The sequence below is a fragment of the Pseudomonas sp. FeN3W genome (assembly GCA_030263805.2).
Lineage (GTDB): Bacteria > Pseudomonadota > Gammaproteobacteria > Pseudomonadales > Pseudomonadaceae > Stutzerimonas > Stutzerimonas stutzeri_G.
This window is the reverse complement of the sequence record CP136010.1, coordinates 4,778,671-4,804,215: the sequence shown is the minus strand read 5'-3', so window position 1 is coordinate 4,804,215 and position 25,545 is coordinate 4,778,671. Positions and strand designations below refer to the sequence as shown.

Below are 25,545 nucleotides of genomic sequence, written 5' to 3'. Positions count from 1 at the left end.
CGAATTGATGCAGATTCATTGCCTAGCCTCGTAAAAACGCAGAGCGTCCGAAGCGTAGGATTACCAGGCTGAGCCGGGTACATTAGCTGCTGTTTTAAGCATTAACCCCTTGAAACAAAGGGTTTGGAGCCATGGTGCAGTTAACCAAACCAAGCGCGACACGTGCACACGTGTCGCACCAGGCCGCGTATCATAGGGTCTGTTCCCGCCTGGTCGCAAGCCACGTTGCTGCGCCAAATGGCGCCATGCGGAGCGGCGTACAACAAGGCGCGGAGATCAGGCCACGGCGTTTCCCCACCATAATTGAAGGTGCGGTCGCACGCTAAGCGTGAACAGCACCTAGCCAATCGGTGTAGAAAAACACCAGCTTTCCGGCCAGATCGCCATTGGCCACCTGCTCGTGGGTCCAAGCTTCGGCATGTTGCAGCAAGGTCGGGTATTCGCAGACCACAGCCGTCCAAGCTTCGCCAGCCCCATGCCCGGCGTTCCAGGCACGCCAGAATTCGCGCAGCGCTGCGTTGGCCGTGGGCGACAGCTCATGCGCGTACAGATCGAGAAAGGCATGGAGTTTATCCCAGTGGGCATCGTCTTCCTGAGGATAGATGTGCCACACCAGCGGTCTGCCGGCCCACTGGGCGCGGATAAAGGACTCCTCCCCGCGCACTGCGTTGAAATCGCAGCTCCACAGCAGCAGGTCGTATTCGTCCTGAGTCATGAACGGCACGATGCAAAGCTGCAGACTGCCGCGCCGATGCTGATCGCCCGTCTGCAGGCTCGGCACGCCAAGCCAGGCGGCAACATCGCCAAGTACTCGCCCTTCCGGGACCAGCAGCTGGTTGCTGCGCGAATCGGCCGCGAGGGCGTCTAGCCAACCCGCGACCGCAGTGTTTTCGTAGGCGAACAAGGACAACAGGCGCGCGCCGGGCTGTCGCGCTACGCCGAGCGAGGCAAGAAAAGCGGTCTGTTGCGCCATATCGCTCTGAAATTCCGCACGGCGCAACATCAGATCGGCTTCACGGATCAGACCGCCGGTCCGGGCTTCGAAGCCCGGAAAGAAGAAGTACTTCTGCAAGCCGTTGGCCTGCAGTGAGGGCAGCGCATGGCAGCCGACGATCCAGTCCTCGGCACTCAGATACTCGAGGTTCAGCCAGAGGATGCGACGACCGCTGGCAGCCATGGCATTGATGTAGGGCTGGGGCAGATTGCAGGCGAACGCCTCGATGACCACATCGGCGGGCTCGGTAGCTGACCATTGGCCGGACCAGCGCCGGACCTCCACGCCCTCGTGCAGCTGCTGTTCCGCCTCGGCACTTGCCGCCGGGCAAAGCCGAGCGAAGGTATCCAGATCATCCACCCACAGCCGCACGTGCTGACCGTGTTCCGCCGCCAGCTGCCGGGCCAGGCGCCAGGTGACGCCGATGTCACCGAAGTTATCCACGACTGCGCAGAAGATGTCCCACTTCGCTTTTACAGACAAAACCGTGCTCCTCGAGCCGATACCGGCACTTCGTGCCTCTGGAAACGCTGCGCAGGATACAAGGTTGGCGCCAGCAACCGGTTGCCATGCCACAACACAGGAACGGCAGACGCGCGTATACGCCCGAGCCTGCAAAGGCGTCAGCGGATTCAGATAAAAAGAAAGGAAAAACGAGAAGATCGTTATGGAGGTGAACCCTACCAGCCACACCCCGGCACACAATGTCACCGCTGCGGCTGCTCCCTTCCGGGCCTGACCGGGTTCACGGCTGATCGTTGCGAGGGGACCGGCAGGGCCCACCATAACGAAACCCGCCTGGCGGCGAGCGGCGCCATTGTACCGGCTTATCAGCAACTTACAACCACAGACTGCTGCCACGCTTACGGCAGGCCAATTGCATCCTCTTCCATGAAGCGCCAGCAACCCGACTATCAATGGATTGAACCGGCGAGCGGTATGCGCATTGCGTCGAAAGCCTCTAGCCAAAGACCAACGTCTGTCCGAGGATGGACAGGCTCAAGCGCTATCGAACGCTTGTCATGAAACCATGCTGTGCAGCGAATTCGCTGTGCGGCTGATGGCAACAGCACACGAGGTAATCATGAGCAAGGCTCCAATCGCCGTCATCGGAACCGGGATCGCGGGGCTCTCCGCTGCGCGCGCCCTCCACGATGCCGGGCAGGCAGTACATCTGTTCGACAAGAGCCGCGGCAGCGGCGGCCGCATGGCCAGCAAACGCAGCGATGCGGGCTCGCTCGACCTGGGCGCGCAATACTTCACCGCCCGGGATCGTCGCTTTGGCGAAACCGTCCGCCAATGGCAGAGCGAAGGCTGGGTCGATCAATGGTCGCCCAGCATGTATCAGTCCCATGATGGTCAACTGAAACCATCTGCCGACGAGCAGGTGCGCTGGGTCGGCACACCGACGATGAGTTCGATCACCCGCGGGTTGCTGGGCGACATGCCGGTCAACTTCAGCTGCCGCATCACCGAAGTGTTTCGCGGCGAGCAGTTCTGGACGCTGGTCGATGCCACCGGGGTCAGCCACGGGCCGTTCAGTCAGGTGGTGATTGCCGTGCCGGCGCCGCAGGCTGCTGCGCTGCTCTCCAGCGCGCCCAAGCTCGCCGCTGTCGCCGCCAGCGTAGCCATGGAGCCCACCTGGGCGGTCGCGCTCGGCTTCGCGACTCCATTGAACACCACGCTGGAAGGCTGCTTCGTTCGCGACGATGCGCTGGACTGGATCGCTCGCAACCGCAGCAAGCCCGGTCGCAATGGTGAGCTGGATACCTGGGTTCTGCACGGCACCAGCAGCTGGAGCCGCCAGCACCTCGACCTGTCCAAGGAGGCGGTGATCGAGCATCTGCATGGTGCATTCGCCGAGCTGATCGACTGTGTGGTGCCAGCCCCGGAGTTCACCCTGGCGCATCGCTGGCTGTATGCCCGCCCGTCTCAGGGCCACGAATGGAACGCCCTGGCCGATGCCGGGTTGGGCCTGTACGCATGCGGCGACTGGTGCCTGTCCGGCCGAGTGGAAGGCGCCTGGCTCAGCGGCCAGGAAGCGGCACGCCGGCTGCTGGAGAATCTGTAGGAATAGCTGTCAGCGGCTGATCTGACCCAGGTCAGCCGTGCGCTCAAGGCCGGCTGCTAAGATCGCGCGCTTTCTGCACTGGCCCCTTCAGCGGAGTTTCGATGAATCCCTCCACCCTGATCGGCATCGTCGCGAGCATCGGACTGCTCGCCGTCGTCATGCTCTTCGCCGCCAAAGAACCCGCGTTGTTCATCGACCTGCCAAGCCTTGGCATCGTACTGGTCGGCACCCTGGCGGCGACCTTCATCAGCTATCCGTTACGCGAAGTCACCCGGGTATTCGGGTTGATCTGGACCGTGATGCGTAACGAGCGCCTCTACACCCGCCAGGACCTCGATGAGCTGGTGCAGATCTCGCGCCTGTGGATCAGTGGCGATCTGCAGGCAGTGGAAAAGGCCGTCGAGCAGGTCAGCAACCCCTTTCTGCGCACCGGCGTGCAGCTGGTGATCGACAACACCCCGGAAGAAGACATCCTGGAAGTCCTGCAGTGGCGCATCGCACGGCTGCGCGCCCGCGAGAATGCCGAGGCGCAGCTGTTCCGGGCGATGTCGAGTTATGCGCCGGCGTTCGGGATGATCGGCACGCTGGTCGGGCTGATCAACCTGATGTTCATGCTCGGCAGCGGCGACATGGACCTGATCGGCCGCAGCCTGGCGGTCGCGCTGATGACGACCTTCTATGGCGTGCTGCTGGCCAATCTGATCCTCAAACCAGTGGCCGTGAAGCTCGAGCGGCGTACCGAGCAGCGCGTGGCGTTGATGAATCTGGTGATGCAGGGCATCTCGATGATGTGCAATCGCCGCAGCCCGGCCTACATGCGCGAAACGCTCAAGTCGTTCATCGCCCACCACGACGACGAGATTCGCGACGGCAACCCCGCCGCACCGCGCAGCGCGCCGCAGGACGAACGCACGTGAACGGCCAGGCGCAGGGCAGCCGCTTCACCCGCTGGCATATCGAGCCACAGCGAGAGGAAGAGCAGGAAGCCTGGCTGATCACCTACCTGGACATGCTCACCCTGCTGCTGGTGATGCTGGTGATCATGCTCGCGCTGGCCGGCAAGGGCGAAGGCCAGCAGCGCGAACCGGCGATGCTGGAGGCCACGCCTGGCGATCAGCTGGTGACACTGCAGCCAAGCGTTTCCCCCATGGCGTCGATCGTGCCGTTACCGGTACCGGCGGCCGATACGCCGCAGGACGACACGAGCGAAGCGAAGCCCGACCTGGCGCTGGGCGACGATATCGAGGTGATCGTCAACGATGGCAGCATCAGCTTTCGGATCAGCAGCGAGATTCTCTTCGGCTCGGGACGCGCGGAGCTGGAAGACGCCGGACTGGACGTGATCGACCGACTGGTCCCGACGCTTGCCGCAGGCGGCCACCGGATCATCGTCGAGGGCCATACCGACAACCTGCCGATCCAGACTGAACGCTTCCCGTCCAACTGGGAGCTTTCCGCCAGCCGCGCCAGCAGCGTGGTGCGCTACCTGCAGCTGGCCGGCATCGAATCGACGCGGCTGAGCGCTACCGGCTATGCCGACACCCGACCGCTCGCCGGCAACGGCGACGAACGGGGTCGCGCCAGCAACCGCCGCGTCGAGCTGATCATGCAGACCGCGCCGGACAAACCCTGACGCGTCAACCCAGCGCGGTATCGAGAAACATCATCACCGCGAAACCCACCATGAGGCCCAACGTGGCGGGCGTCTGATGGCCGTTGCGGTGGGTTTCCGGGATCACCTCGTGGGACACCACGAAGATCATCGCCCCCGCGGCCAGGCCAAGGCTGATGGGATAGGCGATGGCGAAGCCGCTGGACATGCCGATGCCCACCAGCGCGCCGATCGGCTCCATCAGCCCGGATGCCGCCGCGACCAGTACCGACCCCAGCGCCGACAACCCCGTGGTGCGCAACGCCAGCGCAACGGCCAGGCCCTCGGGAATGTCCTGAATGGAGATCGCCATGGTCAGCGGCAGGCCGACGCTCAGGTCGCCATTGGCGAAGCTCACGCCGATGGCCATGCCTTCGGGGATGTTGTGTAGCGCAATGGCCAGCACGAACAACCAGACCCGGTTCAGGCGTTCGTAGTTGGGACCACAGGGCCCGGTGCTTTCATGTTCGTGCGGCGTGAAGTAATCCAGCCCGAGCATCAGCAGCACGCCAAGGCCGAGACCGACCACCACCGTCAATGCCGCGGCCGGGCCGTTGCCGAACAGTTCACGCCCCGCCTCCAGCCCCGGCAGGATCAGCGAGAAGGCGCTGGCGGCGAGCATCATGCCGGCGGCGAAGCCAAGCATGCTGTCCTGGGTGCGGGTGGAGATGTCGCGCAGGCCGATCGCCAGAAACGCCCCAATGGCTGTCGCCACGAAGCCGGCGCTGCCACCCAACAGCGCGTAGCGGACATTGCCCGCCTCGCTGCTCTGCAAGGCATTCGCGGTTCCCGCCACAAGCAGTAACAGCACCGCTACGGCAGTTGCGGCAAGACCGAAGGTGATCCAGGGGTTGGCTTGCGCCTGTGCGAGCCAGGCCGCGCGCAGGGTGGCCGCCGGGGTTTGGACAGTGGACGCCATGATTTCAGAATCCTCGATGTGGGCGGCCAGTCTACTCCGCGATGCTGCGCCCCAGCGCCTATGGTCGCGATAGGCGCAGAGCATCGTCTGACTGCTGCGCGCAATACCCGCGTTGTACCCCCATGGGTATGACCGTAAGCTTGGCGAGTTCGATGGCCCGGAGTGGCCGCATCAAGGAGTGGCCCGTCGTGCCCGCCGCAAAGTCCATTCGTCGCGCGCTTTTTCTGATCATCCCGGCCCTGCTGCTGGCCGCCTGGGTGATCTGGCGCCAGCTGCAAGGGCCGGAACGGCCCGGATATCGTCTGGAAACACGCCCACTGGTGCAACGCGTGGTCGCCAGCGGTGAAGTGGACAGTCAGTCGCTGGCGCAGGTCGGCAGCGAGATCACCGGGGTGGTCGCCGTGCGCCATGTGCGTGAGGGCGATGCGGTAAAGGCTGGGGATCTGCTGCTGGAACTGCGCGACGACGAGCAGCGCGCCCGCCTGCGCGAGGCGGAAGCGGCCCTGCAGCAGCTGATCGATTCCACCCGCCCACAGGCCCAGGCCACCCTGCGCGAAGCAGAGAACAACCTCGAACAGGCAGATCGCGAACGCCAGCGCCGCGAGACGCTGTTTGAGCGCAAACTCCTGGCCTCCGAGCCGCTGGAACAGGCTCGCCGCGCAGCGCTGACTGCCCGGGTGGTTCGCGATCGCGCCCGCTTCGCCGCCTCAGCCGTGGCCGAAGGTGGCAGCGAGGAACAGGTCCTGCGTCAGCGCCTGGAAGCGGCGCGCGCGAACCTGGCGAAAACCCGCATCCACGCTCAGGTCGACGGCATCGTGCAGACGCGCGAAGTCGAACCCGGTGACCTGGTACAGCCCGGCCGCATCCTGCTGACGATCGCCCGCGCCGGCAGTAGCGAGATCCTGCTGCCCCTGGACGAAAAGAACCTGGCGCCGATCGAACTGGGCCAGGCCGCCAGGATCATCGCCGATGCCTACCCGGATCGCGTGCTGCCGGCCCGCGTCAGTTTCATCGCGCCAAGCGTGGACACTGCCCGCGGGACCATCGATGTTCATCTCGACCTGCTCGAGCCCGCCGACTTCCTGCGTCAGGGCATGACCGTCTCGGTGAACATCGAGACCGGCCGCCGCGAACAAGCCCTGGTGTTGCCCAACGATGCGCTGCGCGCCCGCGACGGAACACGTGCCCAGGTATTGCGCGTCAATGATGGCGTGGTCGAGCGGGTCAGCGTGCGTCTGGGAATGCTGGGCACGGCACTGAGCGAGGTCAGCGAAGGGCTGGCCGCTGGCGATCTGGTGCTGATCGGCGACGCCGAGGAAGGCCAACGCGTGCGCATCCGCGAGCAAAGCGTTCCAACCGGCATTCAGGACTGACTGCATGCGCCTAGCCGACTCGCTGTGGACCGAGTGGAAGATCGCCCTGCGCTTCCTGCTGGACAACCGCATGCAGACGTTGCTGATCATGTTCGGCATCACCGTCGGCTCGGCGGTGATCGTATTCATCACGGCGCTGATCACCGGCCTGCAGGCCAATGTGGTCGAGCGCACCCTGGGCACCCAGGCGCATATCCGCATCCTGCCGCCGGACGAGGTCAACCGCATTCTGCCCGCCGGGGATCACAGCTGGTCGCTGATACTGGAGAGTCCGCGGGCGCAGCGCCTGCGCTCGATCATCAACTGGCAGGACGTGCGCGACGTGCTCGATCAGGACGCACAGATTATCGCGGTGTCGCCGGTAATCAGCGGCCCGGCCATCGCCCGGCGCGGCGTGGCCCGCGCCTCGGTGGCCCTGCTCGGCATCGACCCGCCGCGCTATCAGCGCATCATCCCGTTGGCCGACGACCTGATCGCCGGGCAGTTCACCGTGGGTGCCGGCAATGCGGTGATCGGCAAGGAGCTGGCGCGCGACCTCGGCCTGGGCATCGGCGACAAGCTGCGCCTGGATGCCGGCGAAGGTCGCGAGGCGGTCGTCGATATCGCCGGAATCTTCGAGTTGGGCGTGCGCGAGCTGGATGCGCGCTACGTGTACCTGGACCTGAAACAGGCGCAGACACTGCTCGACCTGCCCGGCGGCATCACGGTGATCGATACCACGGTCGCCGAGATCTTCGAAGCCGATCAGGTCGCCGAGCGCCTCGCACGCCTTACCGGGTTGCGCGCCGAAAGCTGGATGGAAACCAACGGACAACTGCTCAATGCGCTTGCCTCGCAAAGCATGACCACGGAGATGATCCGGGTATTCGTCGGCATCTCCGTGGCCTTTGGCATCGCCAGCGTGCTCGCCGTGAGCGTCGTCCAGCGCACCCGCGAGATCGGCATCCTGCGTGCCATGGGCAGCCCGCGCGGGCAGATCCTGCGCGTGTTCCTGCTGCAGGGCGGGCTGCTCGGGCTGCTCGGCTCGGCCTGCGGTGGTGGCGTCGGTTGGGGTCTGGTGCAGGTCTTCAATCTATTCGGCCCGCGGCTGTTCACCATCCCGGTCGATCCGACACTGGTGCCGCTGGCCATGCTGGTGGCGACGATCACCGGCGTTCTCGCCGCCGCGATGCCGGCGCGGCGTGCGGCGCGCTACGACCCGGCGGTGGCGATCCGATATGTCTGAAACCCTGCCAACCACTCCGACCAATGAAGTCCTGCGCCTGGAGCAGGTGCGCAAGGCCTTCAACATAGGCACGCCACTGGAAACCGAGGTGTTGCACGGGGTCGACCTGCGCCTGGAGCGCGGTGAACTGGCAGCGTTGATCGGCCCCTCCGGCTCCGGCAAGAGCACGCTGCTGAACCTGATCGGCCTGCTCGATACGCCGAGTTCCGGCGAGCTGTACGTACTCGGCCAGGCGACGCGCGACAGCGACGATGAAGCGCGTACGCACCTGCGCAACCAGGCAATCGGCTTCGTGTTCCAGTTTCACCACCTGATCTCGGCGTTCAGCGTGCTGGAGAACGTGCTGATGCCGCTGATGATTCGTCACGGCAAGCCATCACGCGCGGATATCGACCTGGCCCACGGCTTGCTCGACGAAGTCGGGCTGGCGCAGTTCGCCGACAAGAAACCTACGCAGATTTCCGGCGGCCAGCAGCAGCGGGTCGCCATCGCCCGGGCACTGGTGACCCGCCCGCCTCTGCTGCTGGCCGACGAGCCGACCGGCAACCTCGATACCCGCACCGCGCAAAGCGTGTTCGAGCTGTTTCACCGCATCAATGCCCAATTCGGCTGCGCGATACTGGTGGTGACCCATGACCCGCGCCTCGCGGCCGACTGCGAGCGGACCATCCAGCTGGTGGATGGGCATATCGTCAGTGACGCTGCCAATCCGTCCAACCATTAACGCGTCTACCGCTGCGCTCTGGTTGTCGGGCTCGAGGCGAATGGCGCGCAATCCACTAATAACTATTAAGTCTAAACATATAACCTAAATCAGGGCTAAGATCATTCAGACGAACATACCCCCACCGGTATGAAGCCTGGAGAGGAGCCCGCCCATGAATGCCCACGTCGAACCCTTCTTCGATCCCACGACCTTCACCTACAGCTATGTGGTCAGCGACACGCAGACATGCCAATGCGCGGTGATCGATTCAGTACTGGACTACGACCCGGCATCCGGCCGCACCTCCCATGCCACCGCCCAGCGCCTGGTCGACCATGTACGCGAGCACGACCTCAAGGTGCAGTGGCTGCTGGAAACCCACGTGCACGCCGATCATCTGAGCGCGGCGCCGTACCTCAGGCAGCAACTAGGCGGCCAGCTGGCGATCGGTGATCGCATCACTGTGGTGCAAGGCACCTTCGGCAAGCTGTTCAATGCCGGTTCCGACTTTGCGACCGATGGCCGCCAGTTCGACCACCTGTTCCACGATGGCGATACCTTTCAGGTCGGCAACCTCCAGGCGCGCGCCATCCATACCCCCGGCCATACCCCGGCCTGCATGACCTATGTCATCGGCGATGCCGCCTTCGTCGGCGACACCCTGTTCATGCCCGATTACGGAACCGCCCGCTGCGATTTCCCCGGTGGCGACGCGCGCACCCTGTACCAGTCGATCCAGAAGCTGTTCGCCCTGCCGGGCGACACGCGGGTATTCATGTGCCACGACTACAAGGCGCCGGGCCGCGAGGAGTTCCTCTATGAAACGACCGTCGCCGCCGAACGCGAGCACAACGTGCACGTGCACGCCGGCATCAGCGAGGACCAGTTCGTCGCCATGCGCACCGCGCGCGATGCCACGCTGGGCATGCCGACGCTGATCCTGCCTTCGGTGCAGATCAACATGCGCGGCGGAGAGCTGCCCGAGCCGGAAAGCAACGGCACACGCTACCTGAAGATCCCGCTGGACGTGCTGTAGCCGAAGCGTGGAGGACGTCGACATGCAAACAATAAAACGACTGACCCCATTCATCTCCGTCGCAGCCCAGTTGCAACCGGCAGACATGGCCCTGCTGGCCGGCGGCGGATTTCGCTGCGTCATCAACAACCGTCCGGACAACGAGGGTGAAGGCCAGCCGTCCAGCGATGCCATGCGCGCCGCTGCCGAGGCATCCGGCCTCGAATATCACCATCTCCCGGTGGTATCCGGTCAGATCACTGATGCCGACGTCGCGGCCTTTCGAGCACTGCTGGAACGGATCAAAGGACCGGTACTGGCTTTCTGTCGCACCGGGACACGCTCGGCCTCGCTCTGGGCACTGGCCGAGGCCCATCACCTCGACCCGCAGGTGTTGCTGCAGACAGCCCGGCAAGCCAGCTACGACCTCAGCGGCCTGCTGCCACGCATGCAAGGCTACTGGCAGTCGACAACCGACCTGCCGCTGCCGGGCGCCTCGAAGTTCGCCGTCACGCCGCGCTACGACGTCCTGGTGATCGGTGGCGGCGCTGCCGGCTGCGCGGTGACGGCCAGCCTGCTCAAGCGCGATCCCGAACTACGCATCGCGATCATCGAACCTCGTGACCAGCACTACTATCAGCCCGGCTGGACGCTGGTAGGCGCCGGCGTATTCGACCGCGCCAACACCGAGCGCGCAATGAGTCGCTGCATTCCGTCCAAGGCGCAATGGATCCGCGCGGCTGCCGAAGCCTTCGAGCCGGAGCACCAGCAAGTGGTGCTCGAAGACGGCAGTCGCATCGGCTACCGGGCGTTGGTGGTCTGCCCAGGCCTGAGCCTCGACTGGGACGCCATCGAAGGCGCCCGCGACAGCCTCGGCAAGTTCGGCGTGACCTCGAATTACGCCTTCGAACTGGCGCCCTACACTTGGCAACTGGTGCAGAACCTGCGCGGCGGCAAGGCACTATTCACCCAGCCACCCATGCCGATCAAGTGCGCCGGCGCACCGCAGAAGGCGATGTACCTGTCCTGCGATCACTGGCGCCAGCAAGGCGTGCTGAAGGATATCGAGGTCGACTTCTGTTCGGCTGGCGCGGTGCTGTTCGGCGTCGCAGACTTCGTGCCCGCGCTGATGCAGTACGTCGAGCGCTACGGCGCGCGGCTGAACTTCAACCACAATCTGGTGGCTGTCGACGGACCGGCGCGCAAGGCCTGGTTCAAGGTGACCGACAGCGCCGGGCAAAGTACCACGGTGGAGCGTGAGTTCGATCTGCTGCACATGGTGTCACCACAGCACGCACCGGACTTCATTCGCCACAGCGCCCTGGCCAATGCCGACGGCTGGTTCGAGGCCGAGCACGAGACGCTGCGGCATCCGCGCTTCGGCAACGTCTTCAGCCTCGGCGATGTGTGTTCCGCTCCCAACGCCAAGACCGCAGCAGCGGTGCGCAAACAGGCACCGGTGGTCGCCGAAAACGTGCTGAGTGTGCTCAAGGGCAGCGGCCCGCGGGCGATCTACGATGGTTACGGCTCCTGCCCGCTGACCGTCGAGCACGGCAAGGTGATCCTCGCCGAGTTCGGCTATGGCGGAAAGCTGCTGCCGACGTTCCCGCTCGACCCGAAAGTGCCGCGCCGCCTGGCCTGGAAGCTGAAGACCCAATGGATGCCGTCGATCTACTTCGAGATGATGCTCAAGGGCCATGAATGGCTGGCCGAGCCGAAGCATCTGGACTTCGAACCGCGCCCGGCCGAGGCACCCGACGCTTGCGACTTCACCCAGGAGAAGAAGGGATGAAGCAGCGCTTGGCCCGCTACCTGCCCATATTAGAGTGGGTCAGGCACTATGATCGCGCGGCCGCCGCCAAGGACAGCCTGGCCGCGCTGATCGTAACGCTGATGCTGATCCCACAGAGCCTCGCCTACGCCATGCTCGCCGGCCTGCCGCCAGTGACCGGCCTGTACGCCAGCATGCTGCCGCTGATCGCCTATACCCTGTTCGGCACCAGTCGCACCCTGGCAGTCGGCCCGGTGGCAGTGGTATCGCTGATGACTGCGGCCGCCTTGGCACCGTTGTTCGCCCCGAGTAGTGCGGAATATGCAGGCGCGGCCATGCTGCTGGCGCTGCTCTCCGGCGCGGTGCTGCTGCTCATGGCCGTGCTGCGCCTGGGCTTTCTGGCGAATTTCCTCAGCCATCCGGTGATTTCCGGCTTCATCAGCGCTTCGGGCATCCTCATCGCTCTCGGCCAGCTCAAGCACATCCTCGGCATCTCAACCGGAGGTGAAAACGCCGTGGAGCTGGTTTGGGGCCTGCTCGGAGCGCTGTCGCAAATGCATCTGCCGACGTTCATCGTCGGCACGACGAGCCTGCTATTTCTCTACCTGGTGCGCAGCCGCCTCTCCACTTGGCTGCAGCATTTGGGTATGAGTCCGCATATCGCCGGCACGCTGAGCAAGATCGGGCCGGTCGCCGCCCTGCTGCTGGCGATCGCGACAGTCAGCGCCTTTCACCTCGCCGAGGTCGGCGTGCGGGTGGTCGGCGTCGTGCCTGGCGGCCTGCCCAGCATGAGCCTGCCGACGCTGGATATGGCGCTGGCGCTGCAGCTGCTGCCGGCGGCGGTGCTAATCAGCCTGGTCGGTTTCGTCGAGTCGGTTTCGGTGGCGCAGACCCTGGCGGCCAAACGCCGCGAACGCATCGAGCCTAATCAGGAGCTGGTCGCGCTTGGCGGCGCCAACGTCGCTGCAGCCCTCAGTGGTGGCTTTCCGGTGTCCGGCGGCTTCGCTCGCTCGGTCGTCAACTTCGACGCCGGCGCGCAGACGCCACTGGCTGGCGCGCTGACTGCCGTGGGCATCGGCCTCACGGTGCTGCTGTTCACGCCACTGTTCCACAATCTGCCACACGCGGTGCTGGCCGCTACGATCATCATCGCGGTGCTCAGCCTGGTGGATTTCGCCGCACTCAAGCGCACCTGGCGCTACTCCCGCCAGGACGCCGCCGCCATGGCTGCCACCATGCTCGGCGTGCTGCTGGTCGGCGTGGAGAGCGGCATCCTGCTCGGTGTCGGCCTGTCGCTGTTGCTGTTCCTCTGGCGCACCAGCCAGCCGCATATCGCCGTGGTCGGTCAGCTGCCGGGGAGCGAGCATTTCCGCAACATCGAGCGCTTCGCCGTAATACAGAGTCCGAGGGTGCTCTCGGTGCGCGTCGACGAGAGCCTGTACTTCCCCAACGCGCGCTTCCTCGAGGATCGCGTCGCCGAGCTGGTCGGGCGCCATCCGCAGGCCGAGCACCTGGTGCTGATGTGCCCCGGTGTGAACCTGATCGATGCCAGCGCCCTGGAAAGTCTCGAGGCCATCACGGCGCGCCTGCACACGGCAGGCATCCAGCTCCACCTTTCCGAGGTCAAGGGGCCGGTGATGGACCGGTTACGGAACACCGATTTCCTAGAGCATTTCGGCGGTCAGGTTTTCATCAGCCAGTACGAAGCGCTGCTCGCACTGGACCCGGACACCACCCTCCACGCTCGTGAACGGCAGCGTGAACGCTTTGGCACCATCAAGGAGAACGCAGGATGAAGAACGCACATGACCTCGTCGAGCAGGCCCGGGCCCATATACAGGAAGTCGCGGTCGCGGATGCCGACGCCGCGATCCAGGCTGCGGACGCGCTGATCGACGTACGCGAGGCGGATGAGTTTCGTGAAGGCCATATCGCCGGTGCCCTCAACATTCCGCGTGGGCTGCTGGAGTTCAAGCTCAGCGGCACGCCGGAACTCGCGGCGCGGGACATAAACATCGTGCTCTATTGCAAGACCAGTGGTCGCGCCGCGCTGTCCGCAGCGGCGCTGCAGGAGATGGGCTATCTGCACGTCAAGTCGATTGCCGGCGGGTTCGATGCCTGGGTCGGCGCGAACAAACCTGTCGTGAAACCGAGCCTGCCCAGCTTCGAATAGCCGGATCGCACCGCGCAGACGAAAAAGGCCGACATCGATGTCGGCCTTTTGTTATTTCGCTTCCGGGAATCTCAGGGCTTGGAATCGCACGCCTTGCAAGTCTTGATACCGAGCAGTGTATATGCCGGGCAGAAGCGGAAGATGCCAGTGGCCAGCGGCAACAGACCGATCCAGCCCCAGGCACCGATCACGCCGCCCAGACTCAGGCCGATAAGCACCAGGCCGACAACGATGCGCAAGGCCCGATCAATGGTTCCAACGTTGGCTTTCATAAAGACCTCCCGGTCAGCAAGCGCGCCGGCGTTCCAGCGCGGAGAACAACAGCATTCCGCCAAGCATGGCGAGAACGAAAAGCACGACCTGCCAGTGCCCGCCGAGCAGCATGGCGATGGCCGGGCCCGGACAGATGCCGGCAATTCCCCAGCCCACCCCGAACAGCAGGCTGCCACCGATCAGCCGGCCATCCAGTTCGCGCTTGATCGGCAGCTGCATCGGCGCATCCAGCAGCGAGCGCTCGTGCTTCCTCGCCCAGTTGAAAGGCATCAGCGCCGTGGCGATGGCACCGACCATCACCAGCGCCAACGAGGGATCCCAGGCGCCCGCCAGATCGAGGAAGCCGATGACCTTGGCCGGGTTGGCCATTCCGGAAAGCAGCAACCCCAACCCAAACAGCAGACCGGCAACAAACGACGTGAATTTGCGCATGTTCAGCCTCCCAGCAGATGGCGCAGCACATAGACCGTGACTAAGCCGGCGGCCATGAATGCCAGGGTGGCGACGATTGAGCGTGGCGACAGGCGCGAAATCCCGCAGACCCCATGACCACTGGTGCAACCGGAGCCATAGCGAGTACCGACGCCGACCAGTAGCCCGGCCATCAGCAACCCGACCCAGTTGGCTTGGAACTCCATTGCCGGAAGGCTACCGAGCAGCATCCATAGGAGCGGCGCAAACAGGATGCCGAGCAGAAACAGCAGTTTTTCACTTCGCCCCTCGGCCTTCGACTCCACCAGACTGGCGAGCAGGCCGCTGATCCCGGCGATTCGGCCATTGAGCAAGACGAACAAGCTGGCCGCGGCGCCGATGAGGACACCACCGACCAACGCCGTCCAAGGTGTGAAGTTGATCCAATCGATGGTCATTGCTGCTCCCCTTCGCAGAACAGCTGATAAAGCGTCGTGATCACCGCCAGCGCCTCGGCGCTGCTGATCCGGTAGTAGACCTGCTTGCCTTCCCGGCGTGTGGCGACGAGTCCCTCCCGGCGCAATACGGCGAGTTGCTGCGAGAGCGTCGGCTGCTGAATACCCAGCAGCTGTTCCAGCTCGGAAACGTTGCGTTCGCCCTGCGACAGCTGGCAAAGCAACAGCAAGCGGTCAGGGTTGGCTAAAGCCTTCAGCAAAGCACCCGCGGACGCCGCATTGGCGCGCAGTTGCTCGATATCCAGATCAGGAGTCATGGGCAGCGATCAAACGATTAAGACGAAAACAATATATTTTTTTATATATTGTAAGGCAAGCCCCAGCCGAAAGAAGTTGGCCGCCGGCAGCGGCATCGCTAGCATGCCCCTACCCGTATATGAGCCACGTCCGCGATCAGAGCATCGCAGGCTCTTCTTCCAGTCATGTCGAGGTAGCCGCATGAATGACCAGACCATCCCCGTCGAATCCGCAGAGATGCAGGCCCAGCAACAGGCCATGCTGAAACGCTTGGCGAGAGTAGAGGGACAGGTACGCGGCATCCAGGCAATGATCAAGAGAGGTGAAGACTGCGAAGCCATCGCCCAACAGTTTTCCGCCGCTCGCAGCGCATTGGACAAAGCCTACCGACTGATGCTGACCTGCCTGATCGAAGAGGCATTGCACGACCAGACGCAAGATACCGGCGAGACCCTGGAACGGGTACGCAGCATCTTCACCAAGTACACCTGAGGATACACCACCACCTTGAGCGCCTTCGGCGCCCTTCGCCATGCGAAGCGATAAATAGCCAGGTTTGCGCGAATTGGCAGCGCCAGCGCATCGCAAACCAGGCAGGCGCTGAGATGACCAGGCACCGGTGTCTGAAAGGGATACGGTAGAAACGAAAAAAGCGACCCTTAGGTCGCTTTTTTCTTTCTTCGATCACCTTGGAAAAGGCAACCGAAGAGAATTTGGAGCGGGAAACGAGACTCGAACTCGCGACCCCGACCTTGGCAAGGTCGTGCTCTACCAACTGAGCTATTCCCGCTTATCTACAACAAAATGGCGTCCCCTAGGGGACTCGAACCCCTGTTACCGCCGTGAAAGGGCGGTGTCCTAGGCCACTAGACGAAGGGGACGTTGCCCGGAAACCACAAGCTTCATTCCGGCTTGCAGCGCTCTGTTTGGTGCTTCACGCTGCAAGTGGCGCGCATTCTATGGAGCCCCTCGGGAGTCGTCAAGCATAGTTTCAAAAAAAATTTGAAGGCCATATCCAAGCAACACGTAGAACTATCGGCCACATCATCAAGCCACTACACTCAAGCGAAAAACCAGCGGCCCAAGAGGTGCAGTCAAGTGTCTCCACTAATGATCACTGGATTGATCCTGGCCGGTGTGTTTCTGCTGGTTGGCATCGTCTACACCATTCAGATCGTCGAAAAAGGCAATCTGGAAAAAGCCCGTAAACGGGCTGACCTCACTGACCGTTGCCGCCGTTGCGCCGAGCTGTCCGACGGGCTCCCGGGACAGATGATGACTCCTGCGCTGAAGCTGTTACTGACACGCATCGAACTCGCACTCAGCGAACGCTTGCGGCCATTGGACAAGGGCAACGACAAACTGGGCGGACGAATGCAGACGCTGCAGGCCGAACTCGCCAAGGGCGAAGCGATCGAGGTGCGCAATGCACCGCGGCAGATCGTGACGGAAGCGCAAGCCAAGGAAAGCCGTTTCATGCTCGAGGATCTCCACGCCCAGATCGTTCGCGCCACCAAGGATGGCCTGCTCGATCAAGCCGAAGCCAAACGCTGGGTGCAGGACATCCAACGGATGTTGGCTATCCTGCACATCGAATTCTTTACCGGCCTGGGCAAGCTTGCGCTGCAACAGAACCAGCCGCAACGCGCACGCCTGGCGTTCGAACGGGGCATTCAGCATATTCGCCGTCAGCCTGCACCCGCGCCGTACCAGAACCAACTCAAACAGCTGGAAGCCCTCCTCGCACACGCCGACGCTCTGGTACTGAGGAACGAGGTGCCCAAGACAGACGAGCCAAATGAACTCACCGAAGGCATGAAGACCTTCGATGACGAAGATCTCTGGAAGAAAAACAACGTCTATTGATGGCTCATCAGCCCTGATCTGCTACGGAGAAATTCCATGACCTTGACCGTGTATGGCGTCCCCCTCTCCCCGTTCGTACGCAAGGTGCGACTGTGTCTCAAGCAGAAGGAGCTCGAGTATCAGCTGGAGACAGTCATGCCCTTCACGCCTCCGCAGTGGTACCTGGCCATCAATCCACTGGGGCGCATCCCCGCGCTCAAGGACGGTGACTGCACCCTCGCCGACTCCAGCGTGATCTGCCAGTACCTCGAGGAGGCCTATCCCGATACGCCTGCCCTTTACGGCTGCAACGCGCAGGAACGCGGGCGGGTCCGCTGGCTGGAGAAGTATGCAGACTACGAGTTGGCGCCACTGACCACCTTTACCGTTTTCCGCAACCGCATCCTCAAGCCGACCGCCGGTCAAGCATGCAATGAAGAGGCGGTGCAAGCCGCACTGCAACAGAAGCTACCGCCGCACTTCGATTACCTTGAGCAGCAACTCGGCCAGCGGGAGTTCTTCGTCGGCAACCAACTGTCGATGGCGGACATCGCCGTCGCCTGCCAACTCATCAACATGGCGCACGGTGGCGAGCAGCTCGATGCGCAACGCTGGCCAGGCCTGGCAGCACATCATGCACGCATGCTGGCACTGCCATCGGTCGCGAGCGTGCTGCCGGACGAGCAGCGTATGAACGCCAAGCTCAAGGAAATGGGCAAGGCCGCTACCGCCTGAATTCCGATCATGCCCGCTGCGAGGTAACGCAGCGGGCCGCCTTCAGCCTCGCGCTTCGAGCAGTCGCTTACCCACCCACTGCCGCGCGTACTGGTAGGCGCAGCGACCGTTGCGATTGCCGCGCCCGGTGGCCCAACGAATCGCATCCTTCTCCAAGGCTTCGTTCCACTCCAAAGCGAGATTGGCCTGACGCGCCAACGAATCGATCCAGTGGCGTACCACACTGAGGTAGTGCTGCTGGGTAAAGGGATAGAACGACAGCCACAAACCGAAGCGGTCGGACAACGCAATCTTGTCTTCCACCGCTTCGTTCGGGTGCAGTTCACCGTCGACCATCTGCCAGTTCTCGTTGTCACTCTGGCGTTCCGGCACCAGGTGCCGGCGATTGGACGTGGCGTACAACAGCACGTTCTCCGGTGCGCGCTCCAGCGAGCCATCCAGCACGCTCTTGAGCACGCGATAGTCGCCCTCTCCCGCCTCGAACGACAGGTCGTCACAGAACAGAACGAATGCCTGTCGCAAGCCTGACAATTGCTCGACGACGCGTGGCAGGTCCGCCAGATGGTCACGCTCGATTTCGATCAGACGCAGCCCCTCCGCGGCGTATTCGGCCAGCAACGCGCGAATCAGTGATGATTTGCCGGTGCCGCGGGCGCCCCACAGCAGCACATGGTTGGCCGGTAATCCATCGACGAACTGGCGAGTATTGGCAGACAGCAGATCACGCTGGCGATCAATGCCGATCAAGTCAGCCAGGCTCAGCTCCAGACTGACTTCCAGCGGTGCCAGAAAGCCGCTGCGAGCATCGCGCTGCCAGCGCGCCGCAAAAGTACGATCCCAATCGATGACCGGTGGCTGGCTCGGCAGCAGCGGCTCGATACGCGCCAATACGCCCTCTGCACGCTGCAGGAAGGCTTTCAACTCCACATCCATGATGACTCCAGATAGGAAAAGGCCCGGCTGGGCCGGACCCGACAACAGACAAACAGGCAGGTCAAATGCAACCGCCCTTACGCAGCAGTTAAAGCAATGTTTCGATTTCCGCTGCCAGCGCCTCAGGCGTGGTACGTGAGGAAAAGCGCTTCACCGTCTTGCCCTGGTCAGTGACGAGGAACTTGGTGAAATTCCACTTGATCGCCTTGCTACCCAGCAGTCCAGGTGCGCGCTTCTTCAACTCAATGAACAGCGGATGAGCATCCCCACCATTGACGTCGACCTTGGCAAACAGCGGGAAGGAGACACCAAAGCGGCGCTCGCAGAAAGCTGCGATTTCCTGCTCGCCATCCGGCTCCTGACGACCAAACTGATTACAGGGAAATCCGAGCACCGCCAATCCACGCTCGCCATAACGCTGCCACAACGCTTCCAACCCCTTGTATTGCGGGGTGAAACCACACTGACTGGCCGTATTGACCACCAGCAGCACCTTGGCACCGAAGTCCGCGAGGCTCTTCTGCTCGCCCTCGATGGTGACGCAGGGAATGTCCAGCAATGGATCGTGCATGCGAAGCTCCTTGCAACCGACGATGCTCAGGCTTCGCGCGGCTTCAGGTTGAGAGAGGCGGAATTGATGCAGTAGCGCAACCCGGTCGGTTGTGGGCCATCGGGAAATACATGGCCGAGGTGAGCATCGCAGCGCGCGCACCTGACCTCGATCCGGTGCATACCGTGACTGAAATCATCCAGACTGGCGATAGCGGTATCACTGACCGGCTGGAAGTAGCTGGGCCAGCCACAGCCGGAATCGAACTTCGCATCCGCATCGAACAGTGGCGCGTCGCAGCAGGCGCAATGGTAGACGCCAGGCGTCTTGGTGTCGTTGTACTTACCCGTGAAGGGACGCTCGGTAGCGCCCAGACGGCAGATCTGGAACTGCTCATCGGAGAGCTCCTCACGCCAGACGTCGAGCGGTTTTTCCAGCTTATCCATCGATACACTCCTCAGCTCAAAAAAGGCCGATCTGTACCTTTTCCGGTGGTCAGGGCGCACGTATCATGCGTCCCTCTTCGACGCCTAGTCTGGCAGCGGGGTTTCCGACTGCCAAGGCGCCCGGGTTCATGCCAAGCGCAACCAGCCATTTCCGGAACTGGCGCGTTTTCACTTCGGGACACTCAGGATCATGCAGGTCAGCAAATCGAACAAGCTTGCCAATGTCTGTTACGACATCCGCGGGCCCGTGCTCAAGCACGCCAAACGCCTGGAAGAGGAAGGCCATCGCATCCTCAAGCTGAATATCGGCAACCCGGCGCCGTTCGGTTTCGAAGCACCGGAGGAAATCCTCCAGGACGTGATCCGCAATCTGCCCACGGCCCAAGGCTACAGCGACTCCAAAGGCCTTTTCAGCGCCCGCAAGGCGATCATGCAGTACTACCAGCAGAAGCAGGTGGAAGGTGTCGGCATCGAAGACATCTACCTCGGCAACGGCGTGTCCGAGCTGATCGTCATGTCCATGCAGGCATTGCTGAACAACGGCGATGAAGTGCTGATTCCCGCCCCGGATTACCCCCTGTGGACCGCCGCGGTGAGCCTGGCCGGCGGCAAGCCGGTGCACTACCTCTGCGATGAGCAGGCCAACTGGTGGCCGGACCTGGCCGACATCAAGGCCAAGATCACGCCGAACACCAAGGCATTGGTGCTGATCAACCCGAACAACCCCACCGGCGCGGTGTACCCCAAAGAAGTGCTCGAAGGCATGGTCGAGCTGGCGCGCCAGCACAAGCTCGTTCTGTTCTCCGACGAAATCTACGACAAGATCCTCTACGACGACGCCGTACACATCTCTACCGCCTCGCTGGCACCAGACGTGCTCTGCCTGACCTTCAACGGCCTGTCCAAGTCTTACCGTGTCGCGGGCTTCCGCTCCGGCTGGGTGGCGATTTCCGGGCCGAAGCACAAGGCGCAGAGCTACATCGAAGGCCTGGATATCCTCGCCAACATGCGCCTGTGCGCCAACGTACCGTCGCAGCATGCGATCCAGACCGCACTGGGCGGCTATCAGAGCATCAACGACCTGGTATTACCGCCGGGTCGCCTGCTCGAGCAGCGCAACCGCACCTGGGAGCTGCTCAACGACATTCCGGGCATCAGCTGCGTCAAACCCATGGGCGCACTGTACGCGTTCCCGCGCATCGACCCGAAGATCTGTCCGATTCACAACGACGAGAAGTTCGTGCTTGATCTGCTGCTTTCCGAGAAGCTGCTGATCGTCCAGGGCACGGCATTCAACTGGCCATGGCCGGACCATTTCCGCGTGGTCACCCTGCCCCGCGTGGACGACCTGGAGCAGGCCATTGGCCGCATCGGCAACTTTCTCAAGACCTACCACCAGTAAGCGATGGACCTGCAGATCGACGACTTCTACAAGGATGCGGCGGGCGGCCTGCTCATGCTCTATCAGGCCTTCCCTCGCAAGGTCGCGCTGTACGTAGAGGATCTGATCGGCCGGGAAGAGCCGGACGAATTCGGCCTTCCCTCCAAGCGCCACCAGAGCTGCCTGAGCGCCCTGCTCTGGCTCGCCGAGGAAGGCTATCTGCGTTACGAGAGCACCATTCATTTCCAAGCGCTGGACCAGGCGGTGCTCACCGAAAAGGGCTTCATACGCCTGACACGAGCGGTGCCCGGGCAAATCACCGGCGACCTCAGCCTCCCTCCCAGCGTGCTGCGCATTCAGGCCAGCCTCGCCCACCAGCTTCGCGAGGCATTGAAGCACGCGGACAGCGAGCGCATCGCTCAGCTGGCCCGATTGATGTTCGAAAGCCAGTCCGGCGCACCGCTGCACCCCAACCTCCATGGGCAAGCGACATAGCTTGAAATAGTCGCCCGGTTGAATAGCTCAAGGGCGCCCCTTATATAGCCTATCGTTCTTCAATTCCTACCCTGGAGTCTGCCGCAACATGATGCGCATTTTCTTGTTCCTGGCCACCAACCTTGCGGTGCTGGTCATCGCCAGCATCACCCTCAAGCTGCTCGGGGTCGATCGCTATACCGGCCAGAACTACGGCAGCCTGCTGGTCTTCTGCGCGGTCTTCGGCTTCGCGGGCTCGCTCATTTCGCTGTTCATCTCCAAATGGATGGCGAAGATGAGTACCCGTACGGAAATCATCAGCCAGCCGCGCACCCGTCACGAGCAGTGGCTGCTGCAGACAGTCGAGCAACTGTCGCGCGACGCCGGCATCAAGATGCCCGAAGTCGGCATTTTCCCGGCCTACGAGGCCAACGCCTTTGCCACCGGCTGGAACCGCAACGACGCACTGGTGGCGGTCAGCCAGGGACTGCTCGAGCGCTTCTCGCCGGATGAAGTGAAAGCGGTGCTTGCCCACGAGATCGGCCACGTAGCCAATGGCGACATGGTGACCCTGGCGCTGATCCAGGGCGTGGTGAACACCTTCGTCATGTTCTTCGCTCGTATCTTCGGCAACTTCGTCGACAAGGCGATCCTGAAGAATGAGGACGGCCACGGCATCGGCTACTTCGTCGCGACGATCTTTGCCGAACTGGTGCTAGGCCTGCTCGCCAGCATCATCGTCATGTGGTTCTCGCGCAAACGCGAGTACCGTGCCGACGAGGCCGGCGCCCAACTGGCCGGCACCAGCGCCATGATTGGCGCCCTGCAGCGCCTGCGTGCCGAACAGGGCATGCCGGTCCACATGCCCGACACTCTCAAGGCATTCGGCATCAACGGTTCGCTGAAGCATGGCCTGGCCGGGCTGTTCATGACTCACCCGCCGCTGGAAGACCGCATCGAAGCCCTGCGCCAGCGCGGCTAAGTGCACCGAACGCAACAAGGGCGACGCAAGTCGCCCTTTTCGTTTGTCTATGCAGACTCAACCCGCATACAAGGAATCGCCATGCGCCGCTTCATATTCGCCTGCTTCGCGCTGCTCGCGCTCGGCGGCTGTCAGAGTGCCTACTATTCAGCAATGGAGAAGGCCGGTATCCATAAGCGCGACATCCTGGTCGATCGCGTGGAAGAGTCGCGTGACTCGCAGCAGGAAGCCAAACAGCAGTTCAAGGATGCTCTGGAGCGCTATCGCAGCGTCGTCGAGGTCAAGGGCGGCGACCTGGAGAAGCGTTACGCCGCACTCAACGAAGAATACGAAGCCAGCGTAGCGAGCGCGCGCGATGTCCGCGCCCGTATCGAAGCGGTCGAAGACGTGGCCGACGCGCTGTTCAGTGAATGGGAAAGCGAACTCAAGCAATACAGCAACGCCAGCCTGAAAGCCGCCAGCGCCAAAGAACTCAACCGCACCCGCGCGGAATACCGAACGCTGATCCAGCGCATGAAAGCGGCGGAGAAACGCATCGACCCGGTGCTCAGCGTACTGCGCGATCAGGTGCTGTTTCTCAAGCACAACCTCAATGCTCGCGCGATCAGCGCCTTGCACGGGGAATACCGCACGCTGCAGGGCAACGTCGACCAGCTGATGGCTGACATGCAGCGCGCCATCGACGAAGCCGACACCTTCATCCGCCGTCTACAGGCCGACGACTGATCGCTGCAGCATTACCTACGGCGGGTCAGCCCCGCCGTTGTAGCCAATGGAAATGCTCCTCGAGCCGCGTCAGACCACGCTCGCGCATTCGAGGGTTACGTTCCAGCACCTCCTTGGCTTCCAGCAGCTCCACACTCCACTCAGCGGCGTACAGGTCGCGCACCTCACTCGCACCCACCGCGAAGGGCGGCCCATCCATCTCTGCCTGATCATAATCCAGCGTAACCAGAAGCTGCTGACAGCCGGCTGGGAGGATGCTCGACAGCAGTGCCGCGTAGCGCTGACGCATCGCGTGCGGCAATGCGATCAAGGCGGCACGATCGTAGACCGCCTGGCACCCGAGGACATCGGCCGCGCTGAGCGCGAAAAAGTCGCCGCAACGGATCTCCAGGGTATCGGAGCGATAGACCTTGAACGGCCCACGCCGGGAAATTTCAGCTTCGAGTTGCTGTTCGGAAAAGAATGCTTCTACAGCCTTTTCACTCAGCTCCACGCCCACGACCTTGAAGCCCTGTCCGGCCAGCCAGGCCAGATCCAGGCTTTTGCCGCACAACGGCACCAGCACCGTCGCACCGTCAGGTAACGCCAGCCGTGGCCAGTGACGACGCAGGCCAGGATGGACATCGTCAAGGTGAAAACCGATCTCGTTGCGCGCCCAGCGCTCCTGCCAAAAGTCTTTGTGCACCTGGAAATTCTCCATCATGAGGATGGCGGCAGCTTATCAGAGCGCGGTTGAGAGGGGCTCGCTCAGCCCGCGTACAGCGATGCCTCGACATCCATCCCGGCGTCGCGCATCTGCGCCAGCTTGTAGCGCAGAGTGCGCGCACTGATACCCAGCCGATCAGCCGTCTCCTTGCGTCGTCCGCGTTCGGCACGCAGGGTATCGATGATCAACTGGAACTCGCGGCGGCGCAGATCATCCCCGAGCGCCGTACCGGCCCCAGCCCCCGCTGCAGCGCCCTCGCATGACTGCACCGCGCTGTTGGCGACAGGCATACTCGCAACACCATCCACCCCCGCCAGGCACAGGTCCTGCGGCTGGATCATGCCGCCCTGCTGAAGAATCAACGCTCGCTGTATCGCGTTGTCCAGTTCGCGCACATTGCCTGGCCACGTATACGCCACCAGGCAGCGCTGCGCCTCGTCCGAAAGCCGCGCAGGTGCCTGGCGCATCTTTTGGGCATGGCTGGTCAACAGGCGTTCGGCCAGCGGCAGAATATCCGCCGGGCGCTGCCTCAGCGGCGACCACGCCAATGGGAAGACTGAAAGACGGTAATAGAGATCTTCACGGAAGCGACCCGCCGCGACTTCGCCAGCAAGATCACGGTTGGTCGTGGCGAGCACGCGAATATCCAGCGCGATAGGCTTGCGCCCACCGACCCGCTCGACCTCACGCTCCTGCAATACACGCAGCAACTTCGCCTGCAGCCCCAACGGCATCTCGGATATTTCGTCGAGCAGCAGAGTACCACCGTCGGCCTGCTCGAACTTGCCCGGCTGGCTGGCAATGGCGCCGGTGAAAGCGCCCTTCTCATGCCCGAACAGGGTTGCCTCGAGCATGTTGTCCGGAATGGCAGCGCAATTGATGGCAGTGAATGGCTTGCCGTGCCTCGGCGACTGCTGGTGGATATAGCGCGCCAGCACCTCCTTGCCAGTACCCGACTCACCGGAGATCAGTACCGTGGAGTCACTTTGCGCCACCCGCCGGGCAAGAGCCAGCAGCTGCTGGCTGGACGGCTCGAACGCCACCGGTCCTTCTGCCTCGGTAGCAGCGATGCCGTTCACATGGCGCCCCAAGAGCTCAAGCAATGTACCTGGCTCGAACGGCTTGACCAGATAATCGACAGCGCCCTGGCGCATCGCATCCACCGCCCTCGTTACCGCGCCAAAGGCGGTCATCAGCAGCACGGGCACCTGCGGGTAGCGTTGCCGAACCAGCGAGAGCAGTTCGTGGCCATCCATGCCGGGCATGTTCACGTCACTGATGACCAGGCCGAACGCCTCTTCCTGCAGGGCACACAGGGCCGCTTCGGCGCAATCGACGGCACGGTACTCGTAGCCCCCCAGCTGCAGCGTGATGCCCAGGGCTTCGCGCAAGGCGTGATCGTCTTCGACCAGAAGTATCGTGGCGGCCATACA

Annotated in this window: 28 protein-coding genes, 2 tRNA genes and 1 other RNA gene; 17 read left to right on the top strand and 14 right to left on the bottom strand. The window is 63.0% G+C overall.

Annotation, left to right across the window (positions count from 1 at the left end):
* Nucleotides 1-322 precede the first annotated feature (322 nt).
* Together earP and ffs are read right to left on the bottom strand one after the other, a co-directional pair.
* Nucleotides 323-1,477 (bottom strand): elongation factor P maturation arginine rhamnosyltransferase EarP, encoded by a 1,155-nt coding sequence (earP, locus tag P5704_022760; GenBank protein ID WOF78781.1) that lies wholly within the window; start codon nucleotides 1,475-1,477, stop codon nucleotides 323-325.
* 195 nt (nucleotides 1,478-1,672) lie between these two features.
* An RNA gene (gene ffs, locus P5704_022755) (signal recognition particle sRNA small type) lies at nucleotides 1,673-1,769 on the bottom strand.
* A 309-nt stretch (nucleotides 1,770-2,078) separates the two neighbouring features.
* On the opposite strand from ffs, the gene P5704_022750 reads away from it, so the two are divergent.
* The 3 genes from P5704_022750 to P5704_022740 all read left to right on the top strand — a co-directional run bounded on the left by P5704_022750 (nucleotide 2,079) and on the right by P5704_022740 (nucleotide 4,698).
* Complete coding sequence (locus P5704_022750) at nucleotides 2,079-3,065, top strand: NAD(P)/FAD-dependent oxidoreductase (GenBank protein ID WOF78780.1); 987 nt, start codon at nucleotides 2,079-2,081, stop codon at nucleotides 3,063-3,065.
* 101 nt (nucleotides 3,066-3,166) lie between these two features.
* On the top strand, nucleotides 3,167-3,982 hold the full coding sequence (locus P5704_022745; protein ID WOF78779.1) for a MotA/TolQ/ExbB proton channel family protein: 816 nt from the start codon (nucleotides 3,167-3,169) through the stop codon (nucleotides 3,980-3,982).
* Nucleotides 3,979-4,698, top strand: coding sequence for an OmpA family protein (locus P5704_022740; protein ID WOF78778.1), 720 nt, complete (start codon nucleotides 3,979-3,981; stop codon nucleotides 4,696-4,698). Before P5704_022745 ends, P5704_022740 begins: the two co-directional genes overlap by 4 nt.
* Before the next feature lie 4 nt (nucleotides 4,699-4,702).
* On the opposite strand, the gene P5704_022735 is transcribed toward P5704_022740, so the two are convergent.
* On the bottom strand, nucleotides 4,703-5,635 hold the full coding sequence (locus tag P5704_022735) for a ZIP family metal transporter (GenBank protein ID WOF78777.1): 933 nt from the start codon (nucleotides 5,633-5,635) through the stop codon (nucleotides 4,703-4,705).
* A gap of 188 nt (nucleotides 5,636-5,823) precedes the next feature.
* Between P5704_022735 and P5704_022730 the strand changes: the two genes are divergently transcribed.
* From P5704_022730 to P5704_022700, 7 genes are all read left to right on the top strand, one after another.
* Entirely contained in the window at nucleotides 5,824-7,008 is a 1,185-nt protein-coding gene (locus tag P5704_022730) for an efflux RND transporter periplasmic adaptor subunit (protein ID WOF78776.1), read from the top strand.
* 4 nt (nucleotides 7,009-7,012) lie between these two features.
* Nucleotides 7,013-8,233 carry an FtsX-like permease family protein gene (locus P5704_022725; GenBank protein WOF78775.1) on the top strand — a complete coding sequence of 407 codons (1,221 nt, stop codon included), beginning with the start codon at nucleotides 7,013-7,015 and terminating at the stop codon, nucleotides 8,231-8,233.
* Nucleotides 8,226-8,957: an ABC transporter ATP-binding protein gene (locus P5704_022720; protein WOF78774.1), complete on the top strand. Its 732-nt coding sequence runs from the start codon at nucleotides 8,226-8,228 to the stop codon at nucleotides 8,955-8,957. Before P5704_022725 ends, P5704_022720 begins: the two co-directional genes overlap by 8 nt.
* A gap of 154 nt (nucleotides 8,958-9,111) precedes the next feature.
* Complete coding sequence (locus P5704_022715) at nucleotides 9,112-9,975, top strand: MBL fold metallo-hydrolase (protein WOF78773.1); 864 nt, start codon at nucleotides 9,112-9,114, stop codon at nucleotides 9,973-9,975.
* Nucleotides 9,976-9,997: 22 nt separating this feature from the next.
* Nucleotides 9,998-11,746, top strand: a complete 1,749-nt coding sequence (locus tag P5704_022710; GenBank protein WOF78772.1) for a bifunctional protein tyrosine phosphatase family protein/NAD(P)/FAD-dependent oxidoreductase — start codon at nucleotides 9,998-10,000, stop codon at nucleotides 11,744-11,746.
* Nucleotides 11,743-13,521 carry a sulfate permease gene (sulP, locus tag P5704_022705; protein WOF78771.1) on the top strand — a complete coding sequence of 593 codons (1,779 nt, stop codon included), beginning with the start codon at nucleotides 11,743-11,745 and terminating at the stop codon, nucleotides 13,519-13,521. Before P5704_022710 ends, sulP begins: the two co-directional genes overlap by 4 nt.
* Nucleotides 13,518-13,898 carry a rhodanese-like domain-containing protein gene (locus P5704_022700; protein WOF78770.1) on the top strand — a complete coding sequence of 127 codons (381 nt, stop codon included), beginning with the start codon at nucleotides 13,518-13,520 and terminating at the stop codon, nucleotides 13,896-13,898. Before sulP ends, P5704_022700 begins: the two co-directional genes overlap by 4 nt.
* A 71-nt stretch (nucleotides 13,899-13,969) precedes the next feature.
* Here P5704_022700 and P5704_022695 read toward each other — a convergent pair whose 3' ends face one another.
* The 4 genes from P5704_022695 to P5704_022680 are packed head-to-tail and all read right to left on the bottom strand — an operon-like array spanning nucleotide 13,970 to nucleotide 15,354.
* Complete coding sequence (locus P5704_022695) at nucleotides 13,970-14,170, bottom strand: DUF2892 domain-containing protein (GenBank protein WOF78769.1); 201 nt, start codon at nucleotides 14,168-14,170, stop codon at nucleotides 13,970-13,972.
* A 13-nt stretch (nucleotides 14,171-14,183) separates the two neighbouring features.
* On the bottom strand, nucleotides 14,184-14,603 hold the full coding sequence (locus P5704_022690; GenBank protein WOF78768.1) for a DUF6691 family protein: 420 nt from the start codon (nucleotides 14,601-14,603) through the stop codon (nucleotides 14,184-14,186).
* A gap of 2 nt (nucleotides 14,604-14,605) precedes the next feature.
* Nucleotides 14,606-15,040, bottom strand: coding sequence for a YeeE/YedE family protein (locus tag P5704_022685; protein ID WOF78767.1), 435 nt, complete (start codon nucleotides 15,038-15,040; stop codon nucleotides 14,606-14,608).
* Nucleotides 15,037-15,354: a metalloregulator ArsR/SmtB family transcription factor gene (locus tag P5704_022680; GenBank protein WOF78766.1), complete on the bottom strand. Its 318-nt coding sequence runs from the start codon at nucleotides 15,352-15,354 to the stop codon at nucleotides 15,037-15,039. The genes P5704_022685 and P5704_022680 overlap by 4 nt, the downstream gene beginning before the upstream one ends.
* Nucleotides 15,355-15,535: 181 nt before the next feature.
* Between P5704_022680 and P5704_022675 the strand changes: the two genes are divergently transcribed.
* Nucleotides 15,536-15,826, top strand: a complete 291-nt coding sequence (locus P5704_022675) for a metal-sensing transcriptional repressor (GenBank protein WOF78765.1) — start codon at nucleotides 15,536-15,538, stop codon at nucleotides 15,824-15,826.
* 222 nt (nucleotides 15,827-16,048) lie between these two features.
* On the opposite strand, the gene P5704_022670 is transcribed toward P5704_022675, so the two are convergent.
* Nucleotides 16,049-16,124, bottom strand: a tRNA-Gly gene (locus P5704_022670).
* A 15-nt stretch (nucleotides 16,125-16,139) separates the two neighbouring features.
* A tRNA-Glu gene (locus tag P5704_022665) sits at nucleotides 16,140-16,215 on the bottom strand.
* Nucleotides 16,216-16,444: 229 nt separating this feature from the next.
* On the opposite strand from P5704_022665, the gene P5704_022660 reads away from it, so the two are divergent.
* On the top strand, nucleotides 16,445-17,200 hold the full coding sequence (locus P5704_022660) for a hypothetical protein (protein ID WOF81313.1): 756 nt from the start codon (nucleotides 16,445-16,447) through the stop codon (nucleotides 17,198-17,200).
* A gap of 36 nt (nucleotides 17,201-17,236) precedes the next feature.
* Nucleotides 17,237-17,914 carry a glutathione S-transferase family protein gene (locus tag P5704_022655; GenBank protein WOF78764.1) on the top strand — a complete coding sequence of 226 codons (678 nt, stop codon included), beginning with the start codon at nucleotides 17,237-17,239 and terminating at the stop codon, nucleotides 17,912-17,914.
* 42 nt (nucleotides 17,915-17,956) lie between these two features.
* Here P5704_022655 and P5704_022650 read toward each other — a convergent pair whose 3' ends face one another.
* The 3 genes from P5704_022650 to msrB form a co-directional block, all read right to left on the bottom strand.
* Nucleotides 17,957-18,847: an ATP-binding protein gene (locus tag P5704_022650; protein ID WOF78763.1), complete on the bottom strand. Its 891-nt coding sequence runs from the start codon at nucleotides 18,845-18,847 to the stop codon at nucleotides 17,957-17,959.
* A gap of 88 nt (nucleotides 18,848-18,935) precedes the next feature.
* The gene (locus tag P5704_022645) at nucleotides 18,936-19,418 is read right to left on the bottom strand and encodes a glutathione peroxidase (GenBank protein WOF78762.1); all 483 of its coding nucleotides are present in this window, start codon (nucleotides 19,416-19,418) and stop codon (nucleotides 18,936-18,938) included.
* Between the two features lie 26 nt (nucleotides 19,419-19,444).
* A complete protein-coding gene (gene msrB / locus P5704_022640) occupies nucleotides 19,445-19,843 on the bottom strand; it encodes a peptide-methionine (R)-S-oxide reductase MsrB (protein ID WOF78761.1) in 399 nt (132 codons plus the stop codon).
* Between the two features lie 190 nt (nucleotides 19,844-20,033).
* Between msrB and P5704_022635 the strand changes: the two genes are divergently transcribed.
* The 4 genes from P5704_022635 to P5704_022620 all read left to right on the top strand — a co-directional run bounded on the left by P5704_022635 (nucleotide 20,034) and on the right by P5704_022620 (nucleotide 23,406).
* Nucleotides 20,034-21,245: a pyridoxal phosphate-dependent aminotransferase gene (locus P5704_022635; protein WOF78760.1), complete on the top strand. Its 1,212-nt coding sequence runs from the start codon at nucleotides 20,034-20,036 to the stop codon at nucleotides 21,243-21,245.
* A 3-nt stretch (nucleotides 21,246-21,248) separates the two neighbouring features.
* Nucleotides 21,249-21,719 (top strand): hypothetical protein, encoded by a 471-nt coding sequence (locus P5704_022630; protein ID WOF78759.1) that lies wholly within the window; start codon nucleotides 21,249-21,251, stop codon nucleotides 21,717-21,719.
* 88 nt (nucleotides 21,720-21,807) lie between these two features.
* A complete protein-coding gene (gene htpX, locus P5704_022625; protein ID WOF78758.1) occupies nucleotides 21,808-22,680 on the top strand; it encodes a protease HtpX in 873 nt (290 codons plus the stop codon).
* Between the two features lie 81 nt (nucleotides 22,681-22,761).
* Nucleotides 22,762-23,406, top strand: a complete 645-nt coding sequence (locus P5704_022620) for a DUF2959 domain-containing protein (GenBank protein WOF78757.1) — start codon at nucleotides 22,762-22,764, stop codon at nucleotides 23,404-23,406.
* A gap of 25 nt (nucleotides 23,407-23,431) precedes the next feature.
* Here the strand turns inward: P5704_022620 and P5704_022615 are convergent, their stop codons facing one another.
* Both P5704_022615 and P5704_022610 read right to left on the bottom strand, forming a co-directional pair.
* On the bottom strand, nucleotides 23,432-24,091 hold the full coding sequence (locus tag P5704_022615) for a thiopurine S-methyltransferase (protein ID WOF78756.1): 660 nt from the start codon (nucleotides 24,089-24,091) through the stop codon (nucleotides 23,432-23,434).
* A 62-nt stretch (nucleotides 24,092-24,153) separates the two neighbouring features.
* Entirely contained in the window at nucleotides 24,154-25,542 is a 1,389-nt protein-coding gene (locus tag P5704_022610; GenBank protein WOF78755.1) for a sigma-54 dependent transcriptional regulator, read from the bottom strand.
* Nucleotides 25,543-25,545: the final 3 nt, after the last annotated feature.

What these genes read in the sequence shown, in the direction of transcription:
- P5704_022745 (WOF78779.1), top strand. Translation starts at nt 3,167, where the DNA reads ATGAATCCCTCCACCCTGATCGGCATCGTCGCGAGCATCGGACTGCTC.
- P5704_022680 (WOF78766.1), bottom strand. Translation starts at nt 15,354, where the DNA reads ATGACTCCTGATCTGGATATCGAGCAACTGCGCGCCAATGCGGCGTCC.
- P5704_022620 (WOF78757.1), top strand. Translation starts at nt 22,762, where the DNA reads ATGCGCCGCTTCATATTCGCCTGCTTCGCGCTGCTCGCGCTCGGCGGC.
- P5704_022685 (WOF78767.1), bottom strand. Translation starts at nt 15,040, where the DNA reads ATGACCATCGATTGGATCAACTTCACACCTTGGACGGCGTTGGTCGGT.
- msrB (WOF78761.1), bottom strand. Translation starts at nt 19,843, where the DNA reads ATGGATAAGCTGGAAAAACCGCTCGACGTCTGGCGTGAGGAGCTCTCC.
- P5704_022630 (WOF78759.1), top strand. Translation starts at nt 21,249, where the DNA reads ATGGACCTGCAGATCGACGACTTCTACAAGGATGCGGCGGGCGGCCTG.
- P5704_022735 (WOF78777.1), bottom strand. Translation starts at nt 5,635, where the DNA reads ATGGCGTCCACTGTCCAAACCCCGGCGGCCACCCTGCGCGCGGCCTGG.
- P5704_022635 (WOF78760.1), top strand. Translation starts at nt 20,034, where the DNA reads ATGCAGGTCAGCAAATCGAACAAGCTTGCCAATGTCTGTTACGACATC.
- P5704_022610 (WOF78755.1), bottom strand. Translation starts at nt 25,542, where the DNA reads ATGGCCGCCACGATACTTCTGGTCGAAGACGATCACGCCTTGCGCGAA.
- P5704_022720 (WOF78774.1), top strand. Translation starts at nt 8,226, where the DNA reads ATGTCTGAAACCCTGCCAACCACTCCGACCAATGAAGTCCTGCGCCTG.
- P5704_022750 (WOF78780.1), top strand. Translation starts at nt 2,079, where the DNA reads ATGAGCAAGGCTCCAATCGCCGTCATCGGAACCGGGATCGCGGGGCTC.
- P5704_022710 (WOF78772.1), top strand. Translation starts at nt 9,998, where the DNA reads ATGCAAACAATAAAACGACTGACCCCATTCATCTCCGTCGCAGCCCAG.
- P5704_022700 (WOF78770.1), top strand. Translation starts at nt 13,518, where the DNA reads ATGAAGAACGCACATGACCTCGTCGAGCAGGCCCGGGCCCATATACAG.
- sulP (WOF78771.1), top strand. Translation starts at nt 11,743, where the DNA reads ATGAAGCAGCGCTTGGCCCGCTACCTGCCCATATTAGAGTGGGTCAGG.
- P5704_022715 (WOF78773.1), top strand. Translation starts at nt 9,112, where the DNA reads ATGAATGCCCACGTCGAACCCTTCTTCGATCCCACGACCTTCACCTAC.
- P5704_022725 (WOF78775.1), top strand. Translation starts at nt 7,013, where the DNA reads ATGCGCCTAGCCGACTCGCTGTGGACCGAGTGGAAGATCGCCCTGCGC.
- P5704_022650 (WOF78763.1), bottom strand. Translation starts at nt 18,847, where the DNA reads ATGGATGTGGAGTTGAAAGCCTTCCTGCAGCGTGCAGAGGGCGTATTG.
- P5704_022675 (WOF78765.1), top strand. Translation starts at nt 15,536, where the DNA reads ATGAATGACCAGACCATCCCCGTCGAATCCGCAGAGATGCAGGCCCAG.
- htpX (WOF78758.1), top strand. Translation starts at nt 21,808, where the DNA reads ATGATGCGCATTTTCTTGTTCCTGGCCACCAACCTTGCGGTGCTGGTC.
- P5704_022655 (WOF78764.1), top strand. Translation starts at nt 17,237, where the DNA reads ATGACCTTGACCGTGTATGGCGTCCCCCTCTCCCCGTTCGTACGCAAG.
- P5704_022690 (WOF78768.1), bottom strand. Translation starts at nt 14,603, where the DNA reads ATGCGCAAATTCACGTCGTTTGTTGCCGGTCTGCTGTTTGGGTTGGGG.
- P5704_022660 (WOF81313.1), top strand. Translation starts at nt 16,445, where the DNA reads ATGATCACTGGATTGATCCTGGCCGGTGTGTTTCTGCTGGTTGGCATC.
- P5704_022645 (WOF78762.1), bottom strand. Translation starts at nt 19,418, where the DNA reads ATGCACGATCCATTGCTGGACATTCCCTGCGTCACCATCGAGGGCGAG.
- P5704_022695 (WOF78769.1), bottom strand. Translation starts at nt 14,170, where the DNA reads ATGAAAGCCAACGTTGGAACCATTGATCGGGCCTTGCGCATCGTTGTC.